The organism is Azospirillum sp. TSH100, from assembly GCF_004923295.1.
GTDB lineage: Bacteria > Pseudomonadota > Alphaproteobacteria > Azospirillales > Azospirillaceae > Azospirillum.
Map to the genome: position 1 here is coordinate 218,484 of NZ_CP039634.1, position 26,698 is coordinate 245,181.

Sequence of the window (26,698 nt, forward strand, 5' to 3'; positions counted from 1 at the left end):
TCACTTCAGCCGCTCGTCCAGTTCGACCTGATAGCCGACCGCGAGACGATTTGTCTCGTTCGCCATGCCCACCACCGCCATCAGTTCGCCGAACTGTGCGTCGGTCATGCCCAGCCGGCGCGCCGCCGCCTCGTGCGAACGGATGCAATACTGGCAATTGTTGGTCACGCTGACCGCGACAAAGATCATCTCCTTCACCAGCGGATCCAGCGCACCCGGTGCCATCACCTCCTTCAGGCTGTCCCAGGTCCGCGCCAAGGTCGGCGGGTGATGGGCGATCGCCTTCCAGAAATTGTTCACGTCGGGGACATTGCGCGTCGCCTTGATGTCGTCATAGACGGCGCGGACCTCCGGTGCGGCATCGGCCTGTTCGATGAGGGGAAGCGGCATGGCGATGGGACCTCCTGTGTGGGATGCGTGACTTGCGATAAGGCCGGACATCCTGTCGCAAGGCAACAGCCCGCCTATGTCTTTCCCTCATCCATCGGCCACATTGACCAGTGCTGGTCGCCCTGGTAGTAGAGACTTGCAACAGATCGCGCAAACGTTCGGACAACAGATCCGCCCGGAAGCTGCGGCGCTGAAAGAATTCCATAAGACACGAAATCCATTCGTGCAGCGTTCCCATGCGGCCCGGCCCCGGCACATGTCCGATCCGGTCCGACTGCCGGGAGGAACAGCGTGGAGAGCACGGTACTGGAGGTCGCCCTGTCACATCAGGCGTCACCATCCCGTCAGGACGGGTCCGGCATTGCCAAGGCCCCCGTCCCAATCGATCTGGATTTGGCCGCTTCCGCCCAGGCACTGCGCCTTCTCGCGCGCCTGCATGCCGAGGAACCGACGCCCGCCCTGCTCGAATCGCTGCGCGATGCTCCGGTCGGTCGCGGTCCGCTGGCGCTCGACCGTGACGACGCCCTCCAGGCCGCCGCTCTGGTGGACGAGGTGGTGAGCGACCTGCCGGAACGGATCACCCGCCGTAGCCTCGCCGCGCTGACAGCCGATTTCGCCGCCATCCACCGCACCGGCGAATTGCGCACCTGCCCGACCGAAGGCCCTTGGCTGGACGAGGAGATGCGGGCCGATGCCGCCGCCACCCTACGGCGCTGGCGGACCGGATTGGGAGCGGAGTTGGAGGCGGAACTGCGCCGACCGCCGCTGGATGGCGTGGCGGACGACCATATCGCTGCGGAGCTGACTGTGCTGGCCGCGCTGTTCGACCGCGGGCGCACGCTCGACGCTCTGTGCTTCCTCGACCGACACCTCCTGCCCTGGGCGCCTGATTTCTGCAGCCGGGTCGCCACCCGTTGCCGGGAGCCTTTCTTCGCCGGTATCGCCATCCTGACCAATGCCCAACTCGACGACCTGCGGGATCGGCTCGTTGAGCTTTGCGGACTGCCCCGTCCAGTCGAGGAGGGCGCCGACGCCCGCCGCCGACGCCGCTGGACGGAAGGGCGCTTCCCCCGCGCCTGCACCTGCGACCCGTGACCGGTCGAACTGTGCGCCGTCGAGCCGCGAGCGGCCGGAGTCCGAATGACCGAACCTTGGACGGCCTGAAGTTGAGGACTGGGCACCGAGCCACCCATCCCTGCCGTAAAGTCTGAGTTGCCCGCCCCTCGATGCTTCGTCCATGGTGACCGAGGCGGACCCGCCCCTGCCGCAACTCCGTACTGCCGCCCTGTGCCCTCGGGGGCCGGCATGATCCGCTTTTTTCAATGGTTGGTGATGTCCTTTCGCAACCTCGACAGCCGGACCGACCGCAGAGGGTCATTGCGCCTTCTGCGCCTTCTGCTGGCTGTGTCGGTTGCCCTGCCGCTCGTGCTGTTCGCCGGCATCGGCTGGCGCGAGCGGTGGGAGGCGCAGGAGGAGGTCGAGCGCAGCAGCGGCAAGAACGCACTGATCCTGCACGAACATGTGCTGAAGGTGTTCGACACCATGGCGCAGGTGCTGGACCGGGTCGACGAACGCATCCATGGGCAGACGTGGCGCGAGATCGCCGAGTCGGAACCGCTGCACCGCTACCTGAAGACCCTGGAAGGCGAGCTTGACCAGATCGGCGCCATAGGACTGACCGACCCCGACGGCCATGTGCGCAACTCCAGCCTCGTCTTTCCAGCGCGCAACACCTATGTCGGCGAACGGGCGGACTTCCGCGAGCAGCGGGAACGGGACTCCGGTCTGCTCATCGCCGGGCCGGTCGCCGATCCCGCCACCGGCAAGCCGAGCTTCGGCATCAGCCGGCGCCGCAGTGGTCCGGACGGTTCCGCTGGCGGTTTCGACGGGATGATCGCCGCGATCGTCAATCCCGATTACTTCGCCAGCTTTTACCGGCGGATCATCGGCAGCGACGGGGAATCCATCGCGCTGATCCGTGACGACGGCGTGATGCTGATGCGGTTCCCGACGCTGGACCCGACGCGGCCGAATGCGGCGCTGCCCACCCTGCCGGCCGACCGCGGACTGCGTGCCGAAATCCAGCGCCAGCCGGACGAGGGGATTTTCCGCACCGACGCCAGCCATGTGCAGGGGCTGGATCGCGTGTTCGCCTACAAGCGGGTCGGCACCTTTCCGATCTATGTCGTCTACGGGCTGGACCAGACGCAGGTCACCCGCGCCTGGTGGCGAAACATGGCGCTGGACGCCGCCTTCGTCGCGCCGGCGACGCTGGCCCTGGCGCTGATCGCCTGGCTGGCCTACAGCCGCGCCGCCTCCGAACATGCTGCGGTCCGCCGCTGGGCGGACGAGGTGCGCAACCGCGAAAGGCTGGAGGAGGCGCTGCGCCAGAGCCAGAAGATGGAAGCGCTCGGCCAGTTGACCGGCGGGGTGGCGCATGACTTCAACAATCTGCTGACCGCGGCACTCGCCAACCTGCATCTGCTGGGCCGCCATCTGCCCGCCGAGGGCCAGCGTTTCCTGAGTGGAACACGGACCGCGCTGGAACGGGCGGAGAAGCTGACACGGCAACTGCTGTCCTTCTCGCGCCAGGATGCGGTCAATCTGACCGTAGTCGATCTCGGCGACAGCCTGCGCGGGATGGGGGACCTGCTGGAACGCTCCTTGCGGGCAGAGGTCACGCTTGAGTGGGACATCGCCACCGCACCGATGGCGGTCGCGGTCGACCCGGTGCAGCTGGAAATGGCGGTGCTGAATCTTGTGCTGAACGCCCGGGACGCCATGCCCGGCGGTGGCCGCATCCGGATCGCCGCAGCCCCGGGCCCGGAGCCCCGCACCGCCCGCATCGAGGTCTCCGACACCGGCGCCGGCATGCCGGCCGATGTGATTGCCCGTGCCTTCGATCCCTTCTTCAGCACAAAGGGGGTCGGCAAGGGAACCGGGCTCGGCCTGTCGATGGTCTATGGCTTCGCCCGCCAGTCCGGCGGCAGCGCCGCCATCGACAGTCAGCCCGGCGAGGGCGCGCGTGTGCGCATCGACCTGCCGCTGACCGACCTCCGGCCGGAAGCGGCGCGCCCCCTACCGCCGGCGCCGGCCGCGGATCCACGCCCGCTGCGCGTTCTGGTGGTCGAGGACAATCCGCTGGTGCTGATGGCGACGGTGGAGGGACTGACCCAGGAGGGTTTCACGGTCGAAACCGCCGAGGACGGCGTCACGGCGCTGAGGCTGCTGGAGACCGACCGGAACTTCGATCTGGTGGTGTCCGACGTCGTCATGCCGGGCGGCGTTTCCGGCGTCGACCTCGCCCGGCACATCCGCGAGAACTGGCCGCAGCTGCGCGTTCTGCTGGCGTCCGGATACAGCCCGGAATCGCTCGCCACGATGGGCGCGGACACCGCGTCCGTCCTGGCCAAGCCCTTCACCCCGGACCAGTTGGCGGCGCGCATCCGCTCCCTGACCCGGGCATGACCGGCGGGGGTGTCAGGTGAGCGCGCTGACGAACATCGGCGTCCACATCGCCATGCACCAGACCAGACCAAGGCACAGGCCCCGGGTCAGATCGTCGAATGTCGGCTGCTCCAGACGGTTCAGCTTCCACATCGCGTTCAGTTCCCCCGGCGTCAACGGCCGGCTCCCGACATCGGCATCAAGATCGGAATCAAGATCGGCAACGGACTGAACGGTGCTGCGATCGCTCTGTTCACGGCTGGCGGCTTCGCGCCGTTCGGGGTCGCGTGACGGCATGGCTGAGGCCTCGCATCGATAGCGGAATGCCCAACAAGTTTGTGCCCACCGCAGTCGGCGACCAGCCTTTCTTCCGTCAACAGGGAAATTTTGTCGGCATACGAAAAAAGGCCGCCATCCGCTGGACGGATGCGGCCTTTTCGCCAAGCTTCCGGCCGGATCGGCCGGAAAGGATCACTTGCCGGGACGGATCACCGGGGTGAGCTGGTCGCCCCAGTTGCCGGTCTCGTTGTGGTAGCGGGCGGTGCGCATCAGCTCGACCGTCACGCCGGCCTCGACCGCCTTGACGACGGCGTCGTTCAGGCGATGCAGGTTGTTGGCGACGATGCGGATGGCGCTTTCCTGCTCCGGCGTCAGTTCAGACCGGTCATCCGGCGGCGCGTCCTTGAAACCCGACATGCGTTGTTCCTTCCCCTGGATTGGGACCGCCCCGGCGGGACCGGCTGCGGTCCAGAACTTGGTCATGATCTTGCCCGGCCTTGCGGCCCGGTATCCATCATGTACCACATTGTGTGCGCCGCGACAAAGATCACGACGCGCCAAGCGCTTGCGACCATTGGCCTCTTGCAACCGACGAACAGCCCCCATCGCCATCCGCAGGCCAGCGCCCACAGGATGGCTTTTCCCAAGGCTCGGCACTTCCAGCCTGAGTGAAGCGGCTGACGCTCCGACGGTGCGTTGTCGCTGACCGGTGGTGGACGGAAACCATATCGGAAGCACCGCCACCGGTTGTTTTCTTACAAAAAGAAGAAATAATACTTCAGTGTCGCAACAACCTCTTGGGTTAACTCAATGGTTGACGACTCTCGATTGCGATGCACAGATTTCATCACGATTAAATTTTTCCCGCATGGAGATCATCTTGAAGAACGTTGCCGCCAAGGCCCTGCTCGTTGCGTCCTCGCTGTTTCTGATGCATGGCGCGGCGTTCGCCGGGCAGCAGGACTTCACGATCGTGAACAAGACCGGCTACCCGCTGAAGCACATCTACGTTTCGGAGAACAACAACAACAGCTGGGACGAGGATATCCTCGGCCGCGACGTCCTGAACGACGGCGAGTATTTCGAGGTTGCTTTCGCGAAGGCCGAGAAGACCTGCAAGTGGGACATGAAGGTCGTCTATGACGATGGCGAGTCGGCGGTGTGGCAGGGCCTGAACCTGTGCCAGATCTCCAAGCTGACTCTGAAGTGGAACAAGAACACCGGCGTCACCTCGGCACAGAGCGAGTAATCCGTCACCGGAAATTGTCGGTGCTGCGGTTCATCAGGTGGATGAAGACGTCTTCCAGCGTCGGTTCCGTCGCGGTGATCCGCAGCTCCGGCTGCCTCGTCCCCAGTCGCCCCGACTCCAATGGGACCGACCAGGGGGCGAGCGCCCGATCCAGGGCAGCGGCGTCGGTGCCGCTGACATGCAGGCGGCTGCCGAAGACAGCGACCATCTCCACCCCCGGCTGACCGTCCAGCGCCGCGGCGATGCGGTGCAGGCCGTTGCCTGCCACCAGACGGGTGTGCAGTCCCGATCCGGCGATCACCTGATCGACCGTTCCGTGCGTCATCAACGTGCCATAGGCGATGTAGGCGATGCGGTGGCAGCGTTCCGCCTCGTCCATGTAGTGGGTGCTGACCAGCACCGTCAGCCCTTCCCCGGCCAGCCGGTGGATCTCATCCCAGAATTCCCGCCGCGCCTTGGGATCGACACCCGCCGTCGGTTCGTCCAACAGCAACAGCTTCGGTTCGTGCAGGATGCAGGCGGCCAGTGCCAGACGCTGCTTCCAGCCGCCCGACAGTTCCCCCGCCAGCTGCGTGCGGCGGTTGGACAGACCCAGCCGGTCCAGCGCCTCCACCACCCGCCGTCGACGATCGGGCAGGTCGTACATGCGGGCGACGAAGTCCAAATTTTCGGCGATGCTCAGATCCTCCCAGAAGCTGAACTTCTGGGTCATGTAGCCGACCTGCCGCTTGATCGCCGCACTCTGCCGCCGAATGTCGAGGCCAAGACAGGTGCCCTCTCCCGCATCGGGGGTCAGCAGGCCGCACAGCAGCCGGATCGTCGTGGTCTTCCCCGAGCCGTTGGGGCCGAGAAAGCCATAGATCTCGCCGGCCTCCACCCGGATCGACACATCGTTGACCACGGTCTTGCCGCCGAATCGCTTGACCAGCCCGCGCACGTCGATCGCCGGGCCGCCGGTTAGAGAGGACGCATCCGTCATTGCTCCGCCCCCGCCGACGAAACAGTGGCCGTCCATACATCCACCGGCAAGCCTGGGTTCAGCAGCCGGTCCGGTACAGCCTCCACCCGGAAGACGAGCTTTTCCCGGCTGCCGACGCTGTAGATCACCGGCGGGGTGTATTCCGCCTGGGAGGCGACCCGCGTCACCCGTGCCGACAAGCCCGTCGGACAACCGTCACAACGCACCGACAGGGCACCGCCCGGCGCCACCCCCGCCATGGCGGTCTCCGGCACGAACAGCACCAGCTTCACCCGCTCCGGTGGCAGAAGCGACACGACGGGGGAGCCGGCCGGCACCCACTCGCCTGGATTGTACAGCGTATCTTCCACCAGGGCCGCCACCGGAGCGACCGGCGCCAGATCGGACAGACGCCTCTCCGCCTGGGCAAGCGCCGCGTCCGCCTGGGTCACCGCCTCGTCGGCGGCGCGCAGCTGCTCGGGGCGGGCGGGGAGTGCCGCGACCGCAAGCTGCGCCTCCGCCTCCGCCAACTGTCCACGGTCACGGTCGAAGGCGGCGCGTGCCTGATCGAGCTTGTCGGGAGAGGAGACCTTGCGCGCGACCAGTTCCTGCTGCCGCGCCAACTCGGATGCCGAATAGCGCAGAGCGGCCTCCGCCCGCGCCTTCTGCGCGGTCAGTACAGCCACCTCCTGCGCCCGCTTGCCGGTGGCGAGGTCGGCGCGCTGCGCCCTCGCCTGGGCCAGTGCCGCCGCCAGCCGGTCACGCTCCGCCCTGGCGGTGGCGCGGTCGATGGCGAACAGCGGAGCCCCCGCCTCCACCCGCGCTCCGCGGACGACCGACAGGCTTTCCAGCATGCCGGCACCGGGAGCGGCGATGCGCAGATACTCCCCCTCCACATAGCCATGGGCGAGCGGCGGCGCCCCGCCTGCCGCGAAGGGCAGACCGATCGCCAGTGCCAAGCCCGCCAGACCGTCCAGGATGCTTCCGAGAAATCCGCTCATGGCGCATCCTCCCCTGCCCTTGCCCTATCTCCCGCATCGCTCAGCAGCACCCGGCGCAGATTGCCGAGATGGACCTCCACCAGCGCCGTCACGTCCAGCGTCGGCTCGCAATCCACACCATCGAAGGAGGTCCGCCACACCGCGCTCATCAGCAGCGGTGCGACGATCAGACGCACGTTGGGGTCGATCGGCATTTCCCGGAACTCCCCGCTCTCGATTCCCCGCCGCAGCAGGGCCGCAACCACGCCGAAGCCGCGTCGGATCACCTCGCGGTGATAGAAGGCGGCAAGCTCGGGAAAATTGCCGGCCTCGGCGATCACCAGCCGCGGGATCACCGCCATTCGGGTCGTCGCGATCAGCCGAGCCACCATGCGCAGCAGCCGCTCCAGCAACGGAAAGCAGGGGCCGCCGACCGCCGCGACCAGCGCTTCGGCCTGTTCAAGGTTGGGCAGGATGGCGGCACGGATCACCGCCTTGAAAAGCTCGTCCTTGCTGGGGAAGTAGAGGTAAAGCGTGCCCTTGCTGACGCCGGCGCGGGCGGCCACCTCCTCCAGCCGCGCGGCGGCAAAGCCGCGTTCGGCGAAGACCTCCATGGCAGCGGCGACGATCTCCTGCGGACGGGCGCCCTTGCGGCGACGCCAGCGCGGAAGGTCGCCATCGGATGAGGATTCCGGTCCTGGATCGGGCGGGCGGGCGGGCATGGCACACCCCTTTTCTAACTGACCAGTCAGTTATTAGCATGAGTCCGGCCGCTTCACAAATGGCCAAGGCCATTGTGCGGCGCAGCGAAATCTATGCAAAAGGTCTTGCCTTTCGGCGAGCAGTCACGGAAACTTTCCACCGGCTGGCAGCGTACGAATGGAGTCGCGGCCGCACCCGGCCTGGAAGACAGGCTTCAAAACAGCGCATGAACAGCGTGGCCGGACCAACGGTCGCCGCAGTTTCGGGAGGTACGGATCAAGGCGCTGACGCCGGGACCCGACGCATTGTGACGCCTGGACCATACCGTCCAGACCATGCCCGGGTCCCCAGCCGAGCGAGGGGATCGATCATGCCGAGTGCTGCCCAGTCCGCGTCCTCCTCCAGCCTGGAACTGCTGACGATCTACGAGGTCAGCAAGATCCTCGGGTCGTCGCTGGACCTGGAGCAGACCCTTCGCGAGGTGCTGCGGGCACTGTCCTACCAATTGCAGATGCATCGCGGCCGGGTCTACCTCCAGGGTGAGGACGGGGCCTTGCGGCTCGTCGCCGCGCAGGGGCTGCCGAAGGACTCGCCGGCGCAGGAGATCGACTACAACCAGGGCGAAGGCATCAGCGGGCGCATCCTGAAGACCGGCATGCCGGCCGTCGTGCCCAATCTGGCCGAAGAGCCGCTGTTCAACAACCGCTCCGGCGGGCGCGACGATCTCGACGAACAGGTGGCCTCGCTGGTCGGCGTGCCGATCAAGGCGGCCGGCACCGTCATCGGCGTGCTGACCATCGACCGCATCTCCGACGACGGCCCCAGCGGCCATTTCGGCTCCGACGTCCGTTTCCTGACCATGGTCGCCAACCTGATCGGCCAGACCGTGCGCCTGCACCGGACAGTGGCGGAGGAGCGGCGCTTCATGATGCGCGAGACCTTCCGCGTCCAGAAGGAGCTGCGGCCGGTGGTGGCGCCGGTCAACGACGTGGTCTGCACCAGCCCCAACATGGTCGACGTGCTGGCCCAGGTCCACCGGGTGGCGCCCTTCAAGTCGACCGTGCTGATCCGCGGCGAGAGCGGCACCGGCAAGGAGCTTATCGCGCGTGCCATCCACAACCTTTCGCCGCGCAAGGACGCCCCCTTCATCCGCGTCAACTGCGCCGCCCTGCCCGAAGCGCTTCTGGAATCGGAGCTGTTCGGCCACGAGAAGGGGTCCTTCACCGGCGCGCAGAAGGATCATAAGGGCCGGTTCGAACTGGCGTCGGGCGGCACGCTGTTCCTCGACGAGATCGGCGACATCTCCTCCAACTTCCAGGCCAAGCTGCTGCGCGTGTTGCAGGAGCAGGAGTTCGAGCGGGTCGGCGGGTCGAAGACGATCAAGACCGACGTGCGGCTGATCTGCGCAACCAACCTGAACCTTGAGGAGGCGGTCGGTCACGGCAAATTCCGCGCCGACCTGTATTTCCGCATCAACGTGGTGACGATCCACCTGCCGCCGCTGCGCGAACGGCGCGGCGACATCGCCATGCTGGCCAAGCATTTCGTCGGCAAGTTCGGCCGCGACAATGGCCTGAACCTCGATATCGCGCCGGAAGCCCTGGAGGTGCTGAACCGCTGCACCTGGCCCGGCAACGTGCGCGAACTGGAAAACTGCATCGAGCGCGCGGCGACCCAATGCCGCAACGGCACCATCCATGTGCCCGACCTGTCCTGCAGCATGAACCTGTGCAACTCTTCGGTGCTGTTCCAGTACCGCACCATGGGCGCCGCCGTCGGCGGGTTGGCTCCATCGATGAGCGGCGCCGTGACCAACCCGGCGCAGGGCCGCGCACAGCCGTCCGCGGTCCCACCCACCATGCCGCCAGCCATGCCGGCACCGCACAACGGAACGGCGAACGGGGCACAATGGCCGGCCTGCGCGTCGGGCTGTTCCGCCGGACCGGCGCCGGCCTGTGGCGCTTCCAAACCGCTGCCGCCCTCGGCCATCCTCCCTCTGCCCAACCCTCTGCCGACGGCATCCTCGGCACCCGTCCCCTCCGCTCCGGCCCCGCAACCGGCCCTGAATCCGGCATCGGCCGGTCCGGACCTGCCCTTGGACGAGCCGGAGTCGGGGCCGCTGCGCGACCGGCTGGTCTGGGCGATGGAGCGCACCGGCTGGGTGCAGGCAAAGGCCGCCCGGCTGCTGGGCATGACGACGCGTCAGGTGAGCTACGCGCTGCGCAAGTACAACATCGAAATCAAAAGGTTCTAAGCGGCATCAAAAGGGTCCGGAGACCGACCGGGGGCTTGGCGGAAATCCCTGCCCATCGCGCCCCACCGCGGTTTCATGTTACCCTGACGGGCCTTCGGTTCGATGGCGTGCTCCCCGATCGAACGGATTTCCGTCTTGCCTTCGCTTGAGAAGCCACTCGCCCTGCTGTTCGTCGACATCGCCGACAGCACGATGCTGTACGAGCGCATCGGCAACGCCACCGCGGCCGCGCTGACGCAGCGGGTTCTGGCCCATCTGCGCCGGCTGGTGGAGGAGCATCGCGGCGGCGTCATCAAGAGCCTGGGCGACGGGCTGCTCGCCGCCTTCCCACAGTGCGACGACAGTGCCCGCACCGCCTGCGCGATGATCGACATCCAGGACCAGTACGGGCTGCGGCTGCGCATCGGCATCCATTTCGGCTCGGTGATCGAAGGGGTCGGCGACCTCTATGGCGACGCCTGCAACGTGGCGGCCCGGGTCCAGCAGATCGCCCGGCCCGGCGAGATCCTGGCGACGCAGGCATTGGTCGATGGGCTGTCGGCCGATCCGCGCGGCCGGACCAAGCCGCTGAGCAACGTCACGATGAAAGGCAAGACGGCGCCGATCCGCGTCCACCAGATCAGGACCGTCGATGACGCTGACGACGACGCCATCGACAGCACCACGTTGGGCTTCTCCCTGGTGTCGGAGGCCGGCCATAGGATGGTCACCCTGCACCTCTCCTATCGCGGCCAGGACATCACGCTGAGCCGGGCGCTGCCCCGTGTCACCATCGGGCGGGAGGACAGCAGCGGCCTGCGCATCGCATCGCGCCAGACCTCGCGCCAGCATGCGGTGATCGACTTCACCCGCGAAAGCTTCGTGCTGACCGACCATTCGACCAACGGCACCTTCATTCGCAGCGGCGGGTCGCCGCCGGTGGTGCTGCGCCGCGATGCGACCAAGCTGGTCGGCAGCGGCCTGATCGGTTTCGGGGCGGAAGCCCTGGACGAGGGGCAGGACCATGTCGTCGCCTTCCGCGGCGAGTTGGCCTGACAGCTTTGTCGGCACCCCGACAAAGCCCTCCGCCCACCCCGCCATTGTCGCAATGACGACAGCGTCCGCTACGCCGACAATTCCACCCAATCCTCTGTAACCATTACATTTTCCACTCTGGCCCCGAACTTGCTTTTCTCCATTTCGTCCAACGGTGTCGTCCGGCACGGCAGGGAAGGAGTGGATGATGGGCAACGTGGTTTCGCTCGACAGCATCTTCGGGTTGGGAGAACTGGCCCCGCCAGCCGTGATGCCGGCAGCACCCGAGGCGGCGTCCGGCTGTTCGTCGTCGTCCTGCGGATCGTCCGACGGTCCGGCCGACATGGATCCGGCGGTGTGGGAAAAGGTGAAGAACCATCCCTGCTATTCGGAAGAGGCGCATCACTATTTCGCGCGCATGCATGTCGCGGTCGCCCCGGCCTGCAACATCCAGTGCAACTACTGCAACCGCAAATACGATTGCTCCAACGAGAGCCGGCCGGGCGTCGTCTCCGAAAAACTGACCCCCGATCAGGCGCTCAAGAAGATCCTCGCCGTCGCCCAGGAAATCCCGCAGCTGTCGGTGATCGGCATCGCCGGCCCCGGCGACAGTCTGGCGGCCGCCGGCAAGAACACCTTCGCCACCTTCGAAATGCTGCAGAAGAAGGCGCCGGACCTGAAGCTGTGCCTGTCCACCAACGGTCTGGCCCTGCCCGACCATGTGGACACCATCGCGCAATACAACATCGACCACGTCACCATCACCATCAACATGGTCGATCCCGAGGTCGGCGCGCAGATCTACCCGTGGATCTTCTACAAGCACAAGCGCTGGACCGGGCTGGACGCCGCCAAGATCCTGCACGAGCAGCAGATGCTGGGGCTGGAGATGCTGACCTCGCGCGGCATCCTGGTGAAGGTGAACTCGGTCATGATCCCGGGGGTCAATGACGAGCACCTGCTGGAGGTGAACAAGGCGGTGAAGAGCCGCGGCGCCTTCCTGCACAACATCATGCCGCTGATCTCCGACCCCGCCCACGGCACCTGGTTCGGCCTGAACGGCCAGCGCGGGCCGACCGCGCAGGAGCTGAAGGTGGTGCAGGACGCCTGCGAGGGCGGGGCCAAGCTGATGCGCCACTGCCGCCAGTGCCGCGCCGACGCCGTCGGCCTGCTGGGCGAGGACCGCGGCGAGGAGTTCACCGCCGACAAGATCGAGGCGATGGGCTTCGTCGAGTATGACGACGAGGCCCGCCGCACCTACCGCGAGCATGTCGAATCCGAGCGCGCCGGCCGCAACGCCTCCAAGGCGGCGGCCCAGGCCGACGTCCAGGAGAGCATCGGCTTCACCGTCGATCCGATCCTGATCGCCGTCGCCACCAAGGGCGGCGAGCGCATCAACGAGCATTTCGGCCACGCCAAGGAATTCCAGATCTACGAGGTCGGCCCAAACGGCGCCAAGTTCGTCGGTCACCGCCGCGTAGACCAGTATTGCGAGGGCGGTTCCGGCGACGTCGACACGCTGGACGGCGTGCTGGCGGCGATCAACGACTGCACCGCGGTGTTCGTCGCCAAGATCGGCGGCTGCCCGTCCAAGTCGCTGGCCGATGCCGGCATCGAGCCGGTCGACCGCTTCGCCTTCGACTACATCGAGGAATCGGCGCTCGCCTACTTCAAGGACTACGCCGAGCGGCTCGGCCAGGGCGTCGTCCAGTCCCGCGCCGGCCAGGACGCGGTGATCCGCACCGGGGCGCTGACCGCGCGCCGCGCCTGATCCCCCTTTTACCCGTTTTCCCCTCCACAGCCATCCCATCACCGAAGGAGAGAGCCATGGCCTACAAGATCAAATCCGCCGAATGCACCGTCTGCGGCGCCTGCGAGGCCGAGTGCCCGAACATCGCCATCAGCCTGAAGAAGGGCACTTACGTCATCGACCCGGCCAAATGCACCGAATGCCAGGGCCATTTCGACAGCCCGCAATGCGCCGCCGTCTGCCCGGCCGACTGCTGCGTCCCGGCGTGACGATCTGATCCCCTCTCCCCTTGGGGAGAGGGGGGAACTCCAGGAGCACCGCGCCATGCTGGACGAGGTGGATGAGGACTGGCTCGCCCGCCGCTATTACGGTGGGGATCTTCCGCCCGAGGCGGAACGCTGCCTGCATCTGGCCGCCGCCAGCTATGCCGACAGCGAGGCGGCGCTCGCCCATCTCGCCTGCGCGGCGGAGATTGCTCCCGGCCATCGTCTCGTCGATCTCGGCCATTACAAGTTCCACTTCTACAAGGCCAACCTCGACCAGGCGCTGGTCTATGGCGAGCGCATGATCGGCCACGCCATGGCCGCGCTCGGCGTCAACCACACTGACTGGCGCAGCGTCACCCCGGCCACAGCCGATTTCCGCGGGCTGGAGCCGGTGCCCCGCCTGTTCCTGTTCGCCCTGGTCGCCATCGGCTACCTGCTGCTGCGCACCGGCCGGATCGACGCCGGGCGGGAGGCGCTGGCCAAGGTCTGCACCCTCGACCCCGAAGACCGGTTCGGCGCCTCCCGCCTGATCGCCGTCGCCGACCGCCGCGAGCATGAGGACGAGCTTGAGGAGGCCGGCGCATGAGCGACGACATCCTTGAGTCACTGGACTGGCGGGGCGAGCCGGTTGACTGCACCACCTGCCCGCACCGCGACCGCCGGCTCGATCTGGAGACCGCTGACTTACCGCCGGGCGGCAAGCTGCCCGGCCGCTGCCTGCCGCTGAAGACTTGCGTGCAGGACCGCTATGCCAAGCGGATCCAGCGCTTCTTCGAGTGGAACCCGGACCTTGCCGCCGGCCATCTCGGCCATCCCTATTTCGAGGTGCGGGCCAACGCCGCCCGCTTCGCCCCGATTTTCCAGCTTCCCCGGCTGATCGGCGATCCGGACGAGACGGTGCGCTCGGTCCTGGCCCGGCGGCTGCCGCGCCGGCTCCTGCTGAAGCTGCGCGACGATCCCGACCGCGAGGTGCGGATCGCCGTCGCCACCCGGCTGGAGGATGCCGACCTCGCCCCGCTGATGCGCGACCCCGACTGCTCGGTGCGGCTGCGGGTGGTGCGGCGGATCCCGGACGGCATGCTGCCGGCGATGATGCATGACGAAGACCCGGAGGTGCGGGTGGAGGTCGCCCGCCGCCTTGCCATGGACTGGCTGCCCAGCCTCGCCTGGGACGACAGCCCGCGGGTGCGGCTGGTGGTGGCGCAGCGGCTGCCAACGTCGAAGCTGCACATCCTGGTGCAGGATGCCGACTGGATGGTCCGTCTCGCCGTTGCCGGACGGATCGACGCCGGGCAGCTCGGGCCCCTTCTCGACGACCCGGAGGAGGAGGTGCGCGCCATCGCCCGCCAGCGCGCCGCCGGCCTCGCCATCGCCAACGACCTTCCGCCTCTCTAGCGGCCCCTCAACCGACGGAGCACCAATCCGATGACCGGTAAAGAAACCGCCGCTCCCTACCGCCGCGAACGCGCCCGCAGTGCCGAGGACACCAACGAGCTGGTCGGTCCGCCGGTGCTGGAGCAGGGATTCAAGGTGAAGGCCCTGCGCGACGTGCGCAACGACGGCACCTATCCCGGCCGCCCAGTCGGTGACTTCCTGATCCGCGAGGGCGATGTCGGCTACGTCATCTCCATCGGAACCTATCTGCAGATGTATTACATCTATGCCGTTGATTTTTATGAAAAACGGGTCGTCGTCGGCATGCGCGCGCGCGAGTTGCAGGTCATGGACGCCCACTGCAACGACCCCCAATAACCCCATCCCAAAAGCCCGGTCCTCACCTGATTCCCAGTCCCCCCTGATTAAGGAGCCTCGCGATGTCCGACGTCGAAGCCGCCGCCAAGCCCGGTTTCATCCCGCCGCGCGAACCGCTGTACGACTGGGGCCTGCGGGTCACGGTGCAGGAGGACCTGTTCAACGACGGCAGCCACCCGCAGGTGCCGGACGGCGCGCTGCTGGCACCCAAGGGCACACCGGGCACCATCGTCCGTATCGGCCGCACCGAGGAGGGCAGCCTGCCGGTCTATCTGGTTGAGTTCCCCGGCGGCACCGTCGTCGGCTGCCTGGAGGAGGAGATCGCCCCAGCGGACGGCTCGCGGCGCGGCGTGCCCGGAATCATGTGAGGGGGGTGATGCGATGACCATTTACCTCGACAACAACGCCACCACCGCCCTGGCCGCGGAAGTGCGCGAGGCGATGTTGCCGCACCTGTTCGGCGAGTTCGCCAACCCGTCCAGCCCGCATTCCGCCGGCATGGCCGCCCGCCGCGCCGTCAGCGAGGCCAAGGCCCAGGTCGCCGCATTGATCGGCGCCAAGCCGGCCGATCTGGTGATGACCGGCAGCGCCACCGAGGCGACCCATGCCGCCATCCTGGGTGCCTTGCGCGTGATCGAGGAAACCGACCACCGCCGCGATCACATCGTCACCACCGCGGTGGAGCATCCGGCGACGCTGGCGCTGTTCGACGACCTGCGCCAGCGCGGCTGGCGCGTCACCATCCTGCCGGTGAATCGCGATGGACTGCCCTCGCTGGTCGATCTCGCCGCCGCGGTGACGGAGACGACGGCGCTGGTGTCCATGATGTGGGCCAACAACGAGACCGGCGTGCTGATGCCGGTGGAGGGCGCGTCCGCCATCGCCCATGCCCATGGCGCGCTGTTCCACAGCGACGCGGTGCAGGCGGCGGCCCGTGTGCCGGTCGATTGCGGCATCGCCGATTACCTGACGCTGTCCGCCCACAAGATGCACGGGCCGAAGGGCGTCGGCGCGCTCTATGTCCGCAAGGGTGCGCCCTTCCACGCGCTGATCCACGGCCACCAGGAACGTCGCCGCCGCGGCGGGACCGAGAATGTGCCGGGTATCGTCGGCTTCGGCGCGGCCGCATCGCTGGCCGCGCTGTGGCTCGACGAGGCCGACCTGATCGCCTTCCTGCGCGACCGGCTGGAACAGGGCATCCTCGCCCGCTGGCCCGGCGCGGTGGTCAATGGTGCCGGCGCCGCCCGGCTGCCCAACACCAGCAACATCCGCTTCGCCGATGGCCGCGGCCATCCGGTCGATGCGGAGGAACTGCTGATGCGGCTCGACCGCGCCGGCATCGCCGTGTCGATGGGGGCGGCCTGTTCGTCCGGCGGCAACGAGCCGAGCCATGTGCTGACCGCCATGGGGCTGAGCGGTGCCCAGGCCGCCGCCAGCCTGCGCTTCTCGCTGAGCCGCACCACCACCGCGGCGGAGGTGGACGCCGTCCTGTCGGAACTGCCGGCCCTGCACGCCCGGCTGATCGCCGCCTGACAGAAAATACGAATCAGAACAATAGGATGGAGTGTCGGTGATGAAGGTGATGATCCGCAAGGCGTCCGAGCAATACACGATCTACGTCGCCAAGAAGGACCTGGAGGAACCCATCGTCGAGATGGAACATCCGGGCCTGTGGGGCGGCTGGGTCAAGGTCGCCAATGGCTGGACGCTCGACCTGCCGGAGATGCCGGCGGAGACCCGTCTGCCGATCACCGTCGAGGCGAAGAAACGCGGAACGGAGTGACGCCCATGCCCCTGTCTTCCGAGCGCATCGACAGCATCGCCACGCTTGCCGGCCGGCTGTTCGCCGGAGGCGGCAATCTCGACGCCGTGGTCCGCGGCGTGCGCGAGGCCAACCCGGACCTGAAGACCGTCACCGGCGCCATGGCCGCGGTGATGGCCGAGGATCCGTTCCGGGAAGAGGCGGGCTTCGACCTGCATCTGGTGGACGGCAACAACCACTGCTGGCTTATCACCGACAAGCCGGAGCTTGCCACCGGCGTCGTGATCGCCCAACGGGACGAGGACGAGTGAATGAGCGATGCCGCCGCGGTTCTGCACCAGCCCTCCCCTGGCCCGTCCGCCGCCGATGACGACGATGTGGATGACTATATCCCGCTGACCGACCCGGACATCTCCGGTGCCGAGGTCGAGATGCTCGGCCGCCTGCTGTCATCCGGGGCCTTGAGCGACGGGCGGATGGTGCGGGCGTTCGAGGATGCCTTCGCCGCCTATATCGGCCGCGACCATGCGGTGGCGGTGTCCAGCGGCACCATGGCGACGCTGCTGATGTTGAAGGGCATTGGCATCGGCGAAGGCGACGAGGTGCTGTGCAGCCCCTTCGGCTGGCATCAGGTCCAGCATGCGGTGGCGCTGTCCGGCGCCACACCGGTGCTGGTCGACATCGATTACTGGCAGCACACCATCAACCCGGAAAAGGCGGCGGCGCTGGTCACGCCGAAAACGAAAGCGATCCTGGCCGCCAACGTCAACGGCCACCCCGCCCATTGGGACGAGCTGCGCGCGCTGGCCGACGCCAAGGGCCTGATCCTGCTGGAGGATTCGACCGAGGCCATCGGCTCGACCTATAAGGGGCAGATGGTCGGCACCTTCGGTGACGCCGCGGTCTTCGATTTTTCCGAACCCGGCATCCTGCTGGCCGGCGAGGGCGGCATGATCGTCACCGACGACCGCGACCTCGCCCACCGTCTGCGCTACATGCGCCGGCGCGAGACCGAGCACCGCAACACCGTGGTCATCACCCGCACCCTGCCCTGGCAGGCGGGGATGAGTGACCTGAACGCCGCGCTGGCATTGGTGCAGCTGAAGCGCCTGCCGGAAATCCTGACCCGCCGCAATCTGGTCATCGCCTATTACGACGCGGCGATGGCGAGCTTCGAGGGGATCAAGCCGCCCTATCGCGGGCCGGGGGCGGAGGTGGTCAACCCGCTGGTCTATTGCGTCCATCTCGGCACCCGTTTCAGCGCGTCGGGCCGCCGGTCGATCATCGAGGATCTGGACACCCACGACATCGACGCCAGCGACTACGGACAGCCGCTGCACACCCAGCAATATTACATCGAAGCACTGGGTGAGCAGGGTGCCGGCCGCGGTGCCTGCCCGGTCTGCACCAAGACCGCCGACCGCGTGCTGGCCCTGCCGCTGCACCGCAAGATCACCAGGGATCAGGTTGCCTTCATCGTGGAAACGCTGAAGGACGCGAGCGTCAACACCGGCGCCGGCGCTGCAATCTATCTGTGAAGACCCAAAGGGAAGAGGCACCCATGACCGTCACCACGCTTGCACCCGATTCCGACTCCGTCACGGTTCCGGACGCCGCCGCGGCGCTGGCCGACATCGCCGCGGCGCTGGCGGCCCGGCAGGTGGTGCCCTATCTCGGCCCCGGCGCCTTCGCCCTGCTGCCGCCCGACCAATGCCCGATCCCGCGCAACTCGGCGGAGCTGGTGCAGCGCCTGAATGCCAAAGTCGCCGCCCCTGGCCGCATCCGCGCCAACCTGACTGCGGTCGCCCAGTTCATCGAGACGCGCAAGCACCGCAAGACGCTGGAAGCCATCCTCAACGAGATTTTCCGCCAGACGGTGCCGGCCACCCCGGTGCATGCCCTGCTGGCGGCGATCCCGGCCCCGCCGCTGCTGGTCGACGTCTGGTACGACAACGTGTTGGACAGTTTGCTGAGTGCGGCGGCCGACCGGACATGGGGCCAGATCCAGGGGGTGTCGCATCCGCAATCGACCGGCGAATGGGTGCGCTACTATGCTCCCGACGGCGCCGAGACGACCGCCGACGCGGCGGCCGGCTGGGACACCGTGCTCTACAAGCCGTCGGGCGCGGTGACGCCGGCCGGCAATTACCTGATCTCCGACAGCGACTATGTCGAGATCCTGACGGAGATCGACATCCAGACCCCGATCCCCGCCATCGTGAAGGACCGCCGCGCCGGCCGGCACTTCCTGTTCCTGGGTTGCCGCTTCGACCATGAGATCCAGCGTACCTTCGCCCGCCAGATCGCCAAGCGCTCCGCCGACAGCCACTGGGCGGTGATCCCCGGCGAGCTGTCGAAGAACGAGGCGCGCTTCCTGTCGTTGCATGGAATCAAGCGCATCGACATGACGCTGGAAGAGGCGGTGGAGAGGTTGCGGGCCGAGGTTTGAGAAGAGCGGGGGCAAGGCATCCGAAGCCAGCACCCCCTACCTCCAAAGAAGCCGCACCGCAGCGCAACACACTCTCCCTCCATCCGTTATCGTGCGAAACGGATGGAGCGTGCCGGAATGGTAATGAACAGCGGCCCCAGTTTGGCCGCAGCATTTGCGACCCTGCTGCTGACCGCGTCGGCTGCCACTGCACAGGAAACCACCCCTCCCCCTGGCGACGAGCCTGCAACCTCCGGTCCGGCCATCGGGTTCTGGATCGACAACGACCTGTTTGGCGGCGGGACCGACCGCTATTATACCAACGGCTTCCAGTTCTATTACTTCTCCGGTGCGCGGCCGACCTACGGCAACATCGACTGGCTGGCCAATCTTGTGCCCTGGGTCGAGCCGGGCGGGGTGAGGCGTTACGGCTTCGCCTTCGGCCAGAACATCTACACGCCGAGCGACCTGACCGCTCGCAACCCGAACCCGAAGGACCGGCCCTATGCCGGCTGGCTCTATGGCCGGGTGTCGGTGCTGAACGAGGCACCGCGGGCGGTGGACCGCATCGACCTCGACCTCGGCATGGTCGGCCCGGCTTCGCTGGCGGAGCAGACGCAGAAGACGGTGCACAAGATCGTCGACGGCGCCACTTATCCGGAAGGCTGGAATTATCAGCTGCACGATGAGCCCGGCGTGGTGCTGAGCTACGAGCATGTCTGGCGCGACGAGAAGCCCAACAGCCTCGGCCCGCTGGAATGGGATTTCAGCCCCCATGTCGCTGGCAGCGTCGGCAATGTGCTGACCTTCGCCGCAGTCGGAACCACCGTCCGGCTGGGCGGCAACATGCCGCCGCCGGTGGGCGCGCTGGTGACGCGCCCGACCGCCAGCATTCCCTATCAGGACACCCCCTATTCGGAGCGGCCGGGGCGCTTCTCCTGGTATGTCTATGCCAGCGCCGAGGGGCGGGCGGTGGCGCGGAACATCTTCCTGGACGGCAACAGCTTCCGCGAAAGCAGGTCGGTCGCCAAGCATCCGCTGGTCGGCAGCATGCAGGCTGGCCTGACGCTGCGCTACGGCCGCTACGGCCTGACCTATGCCCAGACCTTGCAGACGCCGGAATTCCAGGGCCAGAAATCCCTGACCAACTATGGGTCTCTGCGCCTGTCGGTCCAGTTCTGACCGGTTAGAGGAAAGGCAGCGGCAGGATCAGGGTGAAACCGTCCACCGCCATCAGCACCCCGGCCACGGCCAGCGCGCGGCTCGCCCACAGGATGAAGCCGCGGTTGGTGATGGCGAAGACCGACGCCAGAACGATGGCCAGTTGCAGCATCCCTTCGGCGAAGTCGAAATAAGGATCCTGGGCCGCGGCATGGTCACGCCGCACCTCCGCCGCCTTGGCCTTGGCCAGCAGATCCTTGCGGCTGTTCTTGCCCTCGTCGGCCTCCATCCGGTCAGCCGACTGGCGGTATTCGGCGGAACGCTGCAAGGCCTTGGCCTGGGCGTCCGCCGGCATGCCGGCGGACAGCAGTTCCAGTTCATCGGCGGCAAGCCGCAGGCTGATCTGGCGCTGGGTCTTGGACTGGTAATAGGCGAAGCTGTCCGACGCCTCGATAGCGCTGGCCATCAGTTCCTTGCCGGCATTGGAGCCGGCGACGCTGACGATGGCCAGCACCGCCGCCAGGACGGAGATGTAGATGGCGGTGGACATCTTCACCCCATGCCCGCCCTCGTCCGTCTCCTCGGAATGATGATGCCCGCCCGGGCGGCGCTTGGCCTGTTCCCGCTCGTGGGCTTCGTCGATCAGGTCCTTCACCTCGGCGGCTTCCATGGTTCCCTGCCCTTCGTCCAGTGCCCCGCCGTTCGGCGGATGACGAAAGAGTTAGCGAAACACGCGAGGCGAGAAAAGCCCCGGTCTTGCCCTGATGCCGGATCCTGTGCGTTGTCACCGCCGCTTGTACCCTGCCCCACCCCGGCCCATGGGAGGAGTAGCGCTCCCGAATGTCTCTAGCGTCAACATTCGCCCCTTTCATGGGCGGCCGGTTCGGGCTATGTCAGGGACCATGAACCAGTTCGCACGCTTGGCGATCGAGGCCGGCCCGCTCGCCGCCTTCTTCGTTGCCAATTCCCAGGCCGGCATCATGACCGGCACCGCGGTCTTCATGGTCGCCATCACCATCGCGCTGGCGGTGTCCTGGCGGCTGGAACGGCGCATCCCGATCATGCCGGTGGTCGGCGCCGGCTTCGTGCTGCTGTTCGGCGGACTGACCCTGTGGCTTCAGGATGATCTGTTCATCAAGATCAAGCCGACCCTGGTCAACCTGCTGTTCGCCATCGTCCTGTTCGTCGCCCATGCGACACGGCGCAACGTGATGAAGCGCCTGCTGGGCACCGTGCTGAACCTGTCGGAGGACGGCTGGCGCACGCTTGGCATCCGCTGGGCATGGTTCTTCCTGCTGCTGGCGGTTCTGAACGAAGTGGTATGGCGGAACTTCGCCACCGACATGTGGGTCAACTTCAAGGTGTTCGGCATCATGCCGCTGACCCTTCTGTTCAGCGCCTTCCAGGCGCCGCTGATCATGCGCCACCAGTTGCCGGAAGAGCCGGCGGAGAGCGGCCCGACGGCCTGACGGGGAGCGCCTTTATCACGGCGTTCCCCACGGCTCCCTCTTGTGCGGCGCGGAAGGGGCACTCACATTGGTGGCGACCGCGACGACGTCCGCTCCGACCGTTTTTCAGAGGTATTGATCGATGGGCAGTTTCAGCATCTGGCACTGGTTGATCGTTCTGGTCATCGTGCTTCTCCTGTTCGGCGCCGGCAAACTGCCCAGCGTGATGGGCGACATCGCCAAGGGCGTCAAAGCCTTCAAGGCCGGACTGAAGGACGAGGACGAGGCGCAGCAGCCCACCACGACCGCCCAGGCGACGACGACCCAGGCCCCTCCTGCCGCGATCAACCCGGCACCGGCCCAGCCGGCGCCCTCCCAACCCACAGCGACAGCCACGCCCGCCCAGCCGGTCGACCCGACCCGGCCGCATCAGGGCTGACGCTCCTTCTTTCGTGCCCCCCGACTGCCGGGCGCGACCGCATGGCGGTTTGAAGGGGCGGCAAAATACGATAAAGAGAAGGGGCTTTCCGAAGCCGGTCCGTGTTCCGCGGCCCGGGCCACTGGAAGGCCCCTTTTTCTGCATTCAGCCGGCCCGCCATGACGGGCAAGCGCAGGTCGACCGTGACGCTCAAGCCACCGTACCGGCAGGCTCCCACCCTGACCACACCGACTTTCAAGGACGAGATGACGGCCAACGGCAAATCTTCCGAGACTCCGCCGCCGGAGAACGAGGACATCGCCAAGCTGCTTCGCGCCTTGAACGAAGATCTGCGGGCCGATCCGCAGGACGACGATCTGGACTATGAGGAGGAGGAGCCGGAAGGCCGCAGCCGCCTGCCGCTGGGCAAGATCGCGCTGGCCCTGGTGGCGGCGGGCGGCATCGCCGTCGGCGTGGTGTATCTCGGGTCGGGTGATACGGCGCCGGTGACGACGGCGGCCAGCAACTCGGCGCCGATGGTGCCGGCCCCGGCGATCACCCGCGCCCCGTCCAACCAGACAGCCGCCACCCCGACGCCCGCCGCCCCGGCGCCCTCGACCGGAAGCCTGCCGACCCCGGCCACCACGCCGCCTGCCGCTGCGACGCAGGCGCCACCGGTCCAGGCTGCACCCGCCCAGACGCCTTCCCCCCAGACGGCCCCCTCCGCCGCACCGCCTCCGCCGGTCGCGGCATTGCCCGCCAGCCCACCGCCGGTTCTAAAGGTGCCGGAACCCCCGGCCGTCCCGGCCACCGCCCCTGCTGCCGCGCCAAAGCCGCGCGTCACGGCCGAAAGCGCGCCCAGCGCCCCTGCGGTCCAAAAGCCGGAGCCTCCGAAGACCGAAACGACAAAGCCGGAAGCGTCGGCGGATACCGGGTCGCTACAGGCAATGCTGGCGCCGCCCAAGGAGGCGGCAAAGCGTCCGCCCGCGACACCGGCAACCCCCGCAACTCCTCCTCCCGCTGCCTCCTCCGGCGCCGGCGAGGCGAAGCCCACCGCCAAGGCCGCCGCCCCGTCCGTACCATCCGCTCCGCCGCCGGCCGGGCGCTATACGGTGCAGGTCGGCAGCTTCTCGGTGACGGCGAACGCCGATTCCCTGCTGCAACGGCTGCAAGGCAACGGGTTCCAGGCCTATACGGTGGACTGGACGGACAGTTCCAACCGCTCCTGGCGTGCAGTCCGCGTCGGCGGTTACCCCGATCCGGCCGCCGCCAAGCGCGAAGCGGAGCAATTGAAATCGAAGATGGGACTAAATCCGGTCGTCGTCACCACCCGCTGACCCCAGGCCGGACCGGCAGGGCCAGCTGCATGGTCCTTTCCCCTGCGACACCGTGTCATACAAGCGAAAGCCCGGCGGCGACATTTGGTCGCGGCCGGGCTTTTTCTTTCGGCCTTTACCCCCGTTCTTTGGTCGGGGGAGCCGGGAGTGCCGCTTGATCCCCACTTCTCTTTGCTCGTAACATGGACATTCCAGGGGACGAACGCATTGCCCCGGCCGCAAATTGGGAAGCCGGCACAAGACCGGCGCACCGGAGGACGCCCGCCATGAAGCCGACCATCCTGGTTGTCGACGACGAGCCCAGCATCGTCCTGTCGCTCCAGGTTCTCATGCAGCGCGCCGGGTTCGACGTGCGCATCGCCCGCGATGGGGACGAGGCGCTGCGCTCGGTGGAGAACTTCACGCCCGACCTGATCCTGCTCGACGCCATGATGCCGAAGCGCGACGGCTTCGACGTCTGCCAGACGCTGCGGACCAACCCGGCCTGGAAATCGCTGCCGATCATCATGCTGACGGCGCGCAGCCGCGACGTCGAACGGCAGAAGGGCCTGGCGCTGGGCGCCACCGACTACATCACCAAGCCCTTCTCCACCCGCGACCTGCTGACCACCGTCCGCCGTCATCTGGGCCTGCCCGCCACCGGCGGGATGGAGCCGGCGCCATGACCGCCCCGGCGCTCGACGGGTCACGACCGGACCGCAAGAGCGGCGGAGCGCCGTCGTCCGCCCCCCTTCCCCGATCCTTGCCCCGCCGCATGATCCCGCTGGCCTTCCGTGCCGCCGGTCTCGGTCTGGTTGCGCTGGCGATCGGACTGGCGGTGGCGGTGCGCGGGTCCGATGCGTCGGACCCGCTGCTGACCTACGCCGTGGTGATGACGGCCGCCTGCGCCGCGGCGGTATGGGGGCTATGGCTGGCGGTCGACCGCTATCTGCTGCGCGCCGCCGAGACGCTGAGCCGCGAAGCCGGTCTGATCGCCCACGGCAATGCGGAAGGTGCGGTCGGCGGCCGGGTGCCGCTGGCCCGCTATGGCGACCTGCTGCCGATCGCCCGCGCAGTGAACGAGCTGTCTGACAAGCTTGCCCAGGTTCGCCGCGACATCGCCCGCACCGTTGCCGAGTCCACCGCCAAGGCGGAAGAGCAGAAGACGCGGCTCGCCGCCGTGCTGCGCGACCTGCATGAAGGCGTCCTGGTCTGCAATACCAGGCACCAGATCCTGCTCTACAACCAGACCGCCCTCGACATCCTCCACCTGACCGGAGAGCTTGGGCTGGGCCGCTCGCTGCTGCATTTCGTGGTGGCGGAGCCGGTGACCCACACGCTGGAACGGCTGACCCTGCGGGTGCGCGAAGGCCGCCACCTCACCCACGAACACGGCACCACCGCCCAGTTCGTCGGCGCCACCACCGACGGCCGCATCCTGCTGGAAGGCCGGATGAGCGCCATCCTGCAAGATCCCGACCCCGCGTCGGACGAGCCGCCCACCATCACCGGATATGTGCTGACCCTGTCCGACGCCACCAGCGAGTTGGCGGCATTGGGGCAGCGCGACGCCCTGTTGCGCGAGGCGACGGAGGGCTTCCGCGCTCCGATCGCCAACCTGCGCGCGGCGGTGGAGACGCTGTACGACGCGCCCGACCTGGGCCCCGGCGACCGAGCCGCTTTTGAGAGCGCGATGCTGGACTCCTGCTCAAGCCTGTCGCAAAGGCTGGAACAGGTCACAACCGCCTACCGCAACGTCGTCACCGGCAGCTGGCCGATGAGCGACATCCACTCCAACAACCTGATCACTCTCGTCGCCCACCGGGTGGGAGCCGAGTCCGCGGCAACGGTGACGCTGACCGGCCTGCCGCAATGGGTGCATGGTGACAGCCACAGTCTTGTCCTGCTGTTCGCTTACCTGATCGGGCGGGTTCAGGCGCTGACCGGCGCCACCGCCTTCGATCTGGAGGCGGCCGGGCCGCAGGATGGTGATCGCTGGGTCTATCTCGACCTCGTCTGGCAGGGGCCCGCAGTGCCCAGCGCCACGGTGGACAGCTGGCTGGACCGGACCCTGCCCGACGGACTGGGCGGGCTCAGCGCCAGCGACGTGCTCCAGCACCATCGCAGCACCGCCTGGAGCGAACCGCTGCCCACGGACGACGGCGCCGGACGCGCCCGGCTGCGCGTGCCGTTGCCGCCGGCGCAATCGTCGCGCACCGCCCAGCCGCGACCGAAGGCCGGCGCCCGGCCGGAATTCTTCGATTTCGGGCTGCTGCACCAGCCACTGGCGACCAGCGAGCTTGGCCGCACGCCGCTGGACCGGCTGCATTACGTGGTGTTCGACACCGAGACCACCGGCCTGTCGCCCAGCACCGGCGACGAGATCATCCAGATCGCCGCGGTCCGTGTGGTGGGTGGGCGCATCCTCACGGGCGAGACCTTCAACACGCTGGTCGACCCCCGCAGGCCGATCCCGGCGGAGTCGGTCCCCTTCCACGGCATCACCGATGGCATGGTGACGGGCAAGCCGACCATCGACGCCGTGCTGCCGCAATTCCGCAGCTTCGTCTCCGGCGCGGTGCTGGTGGCGCACAACGCCGCCTTCGATCTGAAATTCCTGAAGATGAAGGAACGGACGGCGGGGGTGGCGTTCGACTGTCCGGTGCTCGACACCATGCTGCTGTCGCGCATGCTGCTGGGCAATGACGGCGACCACACGCTGGACGGCATCGCCGAGCGGCTGGGCATCGAGGTGGTCGATCGGCACACGGCGCTGGGCGACAGCCTTGTGACCGCCGCGGTGTTCCTGCGGATGATCGAGATGCTGCGCGAGCGCGACGTGCGGACGCTGGACGACGCCATCCGCGGCGCCAACATCCTGGTCGAACTGGCAGCCCGGGAACGCGCCTTTTGAACGCGCCCGACCGCATCACGGGGCCCCGCCGGTACCGTGACCGGATGATCGGCCTGTTCCTGCTGGCCGCCGCCCTGTTCAACCCGCCGCTGCTCGGCCTGTTCGGGATAGAGGGCAATATCCTGGGCGTCCCGGCGCTCTATGTCTGGGTGTTCGGGCTCTGGGCGGCGGTAATCCTGCTGGCGGCGCTCGCCGGCCGCGCGCGGTAGG

General features: G+C 67.5%; 30 protein-coding genes. 23 read left to right on the top strand and 7 right to left on the bottom strand.

The window, feature by feature from the left end; all coding sequences use genetic code 11:
* A complete protein-coding gene (locus E6C72_RS01090; protein WP_109444180.1) occupies positions 1–390 on the bottom strand; it encodes a carboxymuconolactone decarboxylase family protein in 390 nt (129 codons plus the stop codon).
* A gap of 291 nt (positions 391–681) precedes the next feature.
* On the opposite strand from E6C72_RS01090, the gene E6C72_RS01095 reads away from it, so the two are divergent.
* Entirely contained in the window at positions 682–1,485 is an 804-nt protein-coding gene (locus E6C72_RS01095; RefSeq protein ID WP_247876083.1) for a molecular chaperone, read from the top strand.
* A 210-nt stretch (positions 1,486–1,695) separates the two neighbouring features.
* Positions 1,696–3,858, top strand: a complete 2,163-nt coding sequence (locus E6C72_RS01100; protein WP_247882062.1) for a hybrid sensor histidine kinase/response regulator — start codon at positions 1,696–1,698, stop codon at positions 3,856–3,858.
* A gap of 12 nt (positions 3,859–3,870) precedes the next feature.
* On the opposite strand, the gene E6C72_RS01105 is transcribed toward E6C72_RS01100, so the two are convergent.
* Together E6C72_RS01105 and E6C72_RS01110 are read right to left on the bottom strand one after the other, a co-directional pair.
* Entirely contained in the window at positions 3,871–4,134 is a 264-nt protein-coding gene (locus E6C72_RS01105) for a hypothetical protein (RefSeq protein ID WP_109444182.1), read from the bottom strand.
* A 174-nt stretch (positions 4,135–4,308) separates the two neighbouring features.
* Positions 4,309–4,533: a hypothetical protein gene (locus tag E6C72_RS01110; RefSeq protein WP_042443767.1), complete on the bottom strand. Its 225-nt coding sequence runs from the start codon at positions 4,531–4,533 to the stop codon at positions 4,309–4,311.
* 463 nt (positions 4,534–4,996) lie between these two features.
* Here E6C72_RS01110 and E6C72_RS01115 point away from each other — a divergent pair, with 463 nt between their 5' ends.
* On the top strand, positions 4,997–5,365 hold the full coding sequence (locus tag E6C72_RS01115) for a hypothetical protein (protein WP_247876085.1): 369 nt from the start codon (positions 4,997–4,999) through the stop codon (positions 5,363–5,365).
* A 4-nt stretch (positions 5,366–5,369) separates the two neighbouring features.
* Here E6C72_RS01115 and E6C72_RS01120 read toward each other — a convergent pair whose 3' ends face one another.
* From E6C72_RS01120 to E6C72_RS01130, 3 genes are read right to left on the bottom strand one after another with little or no spacing between them, the layout of a single operon-like run.
* Positions 5,370–6,344 carry an ABC transporter ATP-binding protein gene (locus E6C72_RS01120; RefSeq protein WP_109444183.1) on the bottom strand — a complete coding sequence of 325 codons (975 nt, stop codon included), beginning with the start codon at positions 6,342–6,344 and terminating at the stop codon, positions 5,370–5,372.
* A complete protein-coding gene (locus tag E6C72_RS01125) occupies positions 6,341–7,324 on the bottom strand; it encodes an HlyD family secretion protein (protein ID WP_109444184.1) in 984 nt (327 codons plus the stop codon). Before E6C72_RS01125 ends, E6C72_RS01120 begins: the two co-directional genes overlap by 4 nt.
* Entirely contained in the window at positions 7,321–8,025 is a 705-nt protein-coding gene (locus tag E6C72_RS01130) for a TetR/AcrR family transcriptional regulator (protein WP_136700622.1), read from the bottom strand. The genes E6C72_RS01125 and E6C72_RS01130 overlap by 4 nt, the downstream gene beginning before the upstream one ends.
* A 350-nt stretch (positions 8,026–8,375) precedes the next feature.
* Here E6C72_RS01130 and nifA point away from each other — a divergent pair, with 350 nt between their 5' ends.
* From nifA to E6C72_RS01200, 14 genes are all read left to right on the top strand, one after another.
* Positions 8,376–10,259, top strand: coding sequence for a nif-specific transcriptional activator NifA (gene nifA, locus E6C72_RS01135; RefSeq protein ID WP_109864987.1), 1,884 nt, complete (start codon positions 8,376–8,378; stop codon positions 10,257–10,259).
* 135 nt (positions 10,260–10,394) lie between these two features.
* Entirely contained in the window at positions 10,395–11,294 is a 900-nt protein-coding gene (locus tag E6C72_RS01140) for an adenylate/guanylate cyclase domain-containing protein (protein WP_247876110.1), read from the top strand.
* A gap of 184 nt (positions 11,295–11,478) precedes the next feature.
* On the top strand, positions 11,479–13,044 hold the full coding sequence (gene nifB, locus E6C72_RS01145) for a nitrogenase cofactor biosynthesis protein NifB (RefSeq protein WP_199228971.1): 1,566 nt from the start codon (positions 11,479–11,481) through the stop codon (positions 13,042–13,044).
* A gap of 56 nt (positions 13,045–13,100) precedes the next feature.
* Complete coding sequence (locus tag E6C72_RS01150) at positions 13,101–13,292, top strand: 4Fe-4S dicluster domain-containing protein (protein WP_109864984.1); 192 nt, start codon at positions 13,101–13,103, stop codon at positions 13,290–13,292.
* A 55-nt stretch (positions 13,293–13,347) separates the two neighbouring features.
* A complete protein-coding gene (locus tag E6C72_RS01155) occupies positions 13,348–13,875 on the top strand; it encodes a hypothetical protein (RefSeq protein ID WP_109864983.1) in 528 nt (175 codons plus the stop codon).
* Positions 13,872–14,684, top strand: a complete 813-nt coding sequence (locus tag E6C72_RS01160; protein WP_109864982.1) for a 4Fe4S-binding leucine-rich repeat protein — start codon at positions 13,872–13,874, stop codon at positions 14,682–14,684. Before E6C72_RS01155 ends, E6C72_RS01160 begins: the two co-directional genes overlap by 4 nt.
* Positions 14,685–14,714: 30 nt before the next feature.
* A complete protein-coding gene (locus tag E6C72_RS01165; RefSeq protein WP_109864981.1) occupies positions 14,715–15,041 on the top strand; it encodes a nitrogen fixation protein NifZ in 327 nt (108 codons plus the stop codon).
* 62 nt (positions 15,042–15,103) lie between these two features.
* Positions 15,104–15,409 carry a nitrogen fixation protein NifZ gene (locus tag E6C72_RS01170; RefSeq protein ID WP_042696135.1) on the top strand — a complete coding sequence of 102 codons (306 nt, stop codon included), beginning with the start codon at positions 15,104–15,106 and terminating at the stop codon, positions 15,407–15,409.
* A 13-nt stretch (positions 15,410–15,422) separates the two neighbouring features.
* The gene (locus E6C72_RS01175; RefSeq protein ID WP_109864980.1) at positions 15,423–16,574 is read left to right on the top strand and encodes a cysteine desulfurase family protein; all 1,152 of its coding nucleotides are present in this window, start codon (positions 15,423–15,425) and stop codon (positions 16,572–16,574) included.
* A gap of 40 nt (positions 16,575–16,614) precedes the next feature.
* Positions 16,615–16,824 (top strand): putative nitrogen fixation protein NifT, encoded by a 210-nt coding sequence (gene nifT / locus E6C72_RS01180; protein WP_109864979.1) that lies wholly within the window; start codon positions 16,615–16,617, stop codon positions 16,822–16,824.
* A gap of 5 nt (positions 16,825–16,829) precedes the next feature.
* The gene (locus E6C72_RS01185; protein ID WP_109864978.1) at positions 16,830–17,114 is read left to right on the top strand and encodes a hypothetical protein; all 285 of its coding nucleotides are present in this window, start codon (positions 16,830–16,832) and stop codon (positions 17,112–17,114) included.
* The gene (locus tag E6C72_RS01190; RefSeq protein ID WP_199228963.1) at positions 17,115–18,341 is read left to right on the top strand and encodes a DegT/DnrJ/EryC1/StrS aminotransferase family protein; all 1,227 of its coding nucleotides are present in this window, start codon (positions 17,115–17,117) and stop codon (positions 18,339–18,341) included. It begins immediately after the preceding gene.
* A gap of 23 nt (positions 18,342–18,364) precedes the next feature.
* Entirely contained in the window at positions 18,365–19,252 is an 888-nt protein-coding gene (locus tag E6C72_RS01195; protein ID WP_109864977.1) for an SIR2 family protein, read from the top strand.
* Between the two features lie 117 nt (positions 19,253–19,369).
* Positions 19,370–20,413, top strand: a complete 1,044-nt coding sequence (locus E6C72_RS01200) for a lipid A deacylase LpxR family protein (RefSeq protein WP_109864976.1) — start codon at positions 19,370–19,372, stop codon at positions 20,411–20,413.
* Between the two features lie 4 nt (positions 20,414–20,417).
* On the opposite strand, the gene E6C72_RS01205 is transcribed toward E6C72_RS01200, so the two are convergent.
* The gene (locus tag E6C72_RS01205; protein ID WP_109864975.1) at positions 20,418–21,062 is read right to left on the bottom strand and encodes a DUF4337 domain-containing protein; all 645 of its coding nucleotides are present in this window, start codon (positions 21,060–21,062) and stop codon (positions 20,418–20,420) included.
* Between the two features lie 232 nt (positions 21,063–21,294).
* On the opposite strand from E6C72_RS01205, the gene E6C72_RS01210 reads away from it, so the two are divergent.
* The 6 genes from E6C72_RS01210 to E6C72_RS01235 all read left to right on the top strand — a co-directional run bounded on the left by E6C72_RS01210 (position 21,295) and on the right by E6C72_RS01235 (position 26,697).
* The gene (locus E6C72_RS01210) at positions 21,295–21,861 is read left to right on the top strand and encodes a septation protein A (protein WP_109864974.1); all 567 of its coding nucleotides are present in this window, start codon (positions 21,295–21,297) and stop codon (positions 21,859–21,861) included.
* Between the two features lie 121 nt (positions 21,862–21,982).
* Entirely contained in the window at positions 21,983–22,279 is a 297-nt protein-coding gene (locus E6C72_RS01215) for a twin-arginine translocase TatA/TatE family subunit (protein WP_109864973.1), read from the top strand.
* 182 nt (positions 22,280–22,461) lie between these two features.
* Positions 22,462–23,595 carry an SPOR domain-containing protein gene (locus E6C72_RS01220; RefSeq protein WP_247876109.1) on the top strand — a complete coding sequence of 378 codons (1,134 nt, stop codon included), beginning with the start codon at positions 22,462–22,464 and terminating at the stop codon, positions 23,593–23,595.
* Positions 23,596–23,861: 266 nt separating this feature from the next.
* Positions 23,862–24,260 carry a response regulator transcription factor gene (locus E6C72_RS01225; protein ID WP_109864971.1) on the top strand — a complete coding sequence of 133 codons (399 nt, stop codon included), beginning with the start codon at positions 23,862–23,864 and terminating at the stop codon, positions 24,258–24,260.
* Positions 24,257–26,488, top strand: a complete 2,232-nt coding sequence (locus E6C72_RS01230; protein WP_169055115.1) for an exonuclease domain-containing protein — start codon at positions 24,257–24,259, stop codon at positions 26,486–26,488. The genes E6C72_RS01225 and E6C72_RS01230 overlap by 4 nt, the downstream gene beginning before the upstream one ends.
* A complete protein-coding gene (locus E6C72_RS01235; RefSeq protein ID WP_109864970.1) occupies positions 26,485–26,697 on the top strand; it encodes a hypothetical protein in 213 nt (70 codons plus the stop codon). The genes E6C72_RS01230 and E6C72_RS01235 overlap by 4 nt, the downstream gene beginning before the upstream one ends.
* Position 26,698 lies beyond the last annotated feature (1 nt).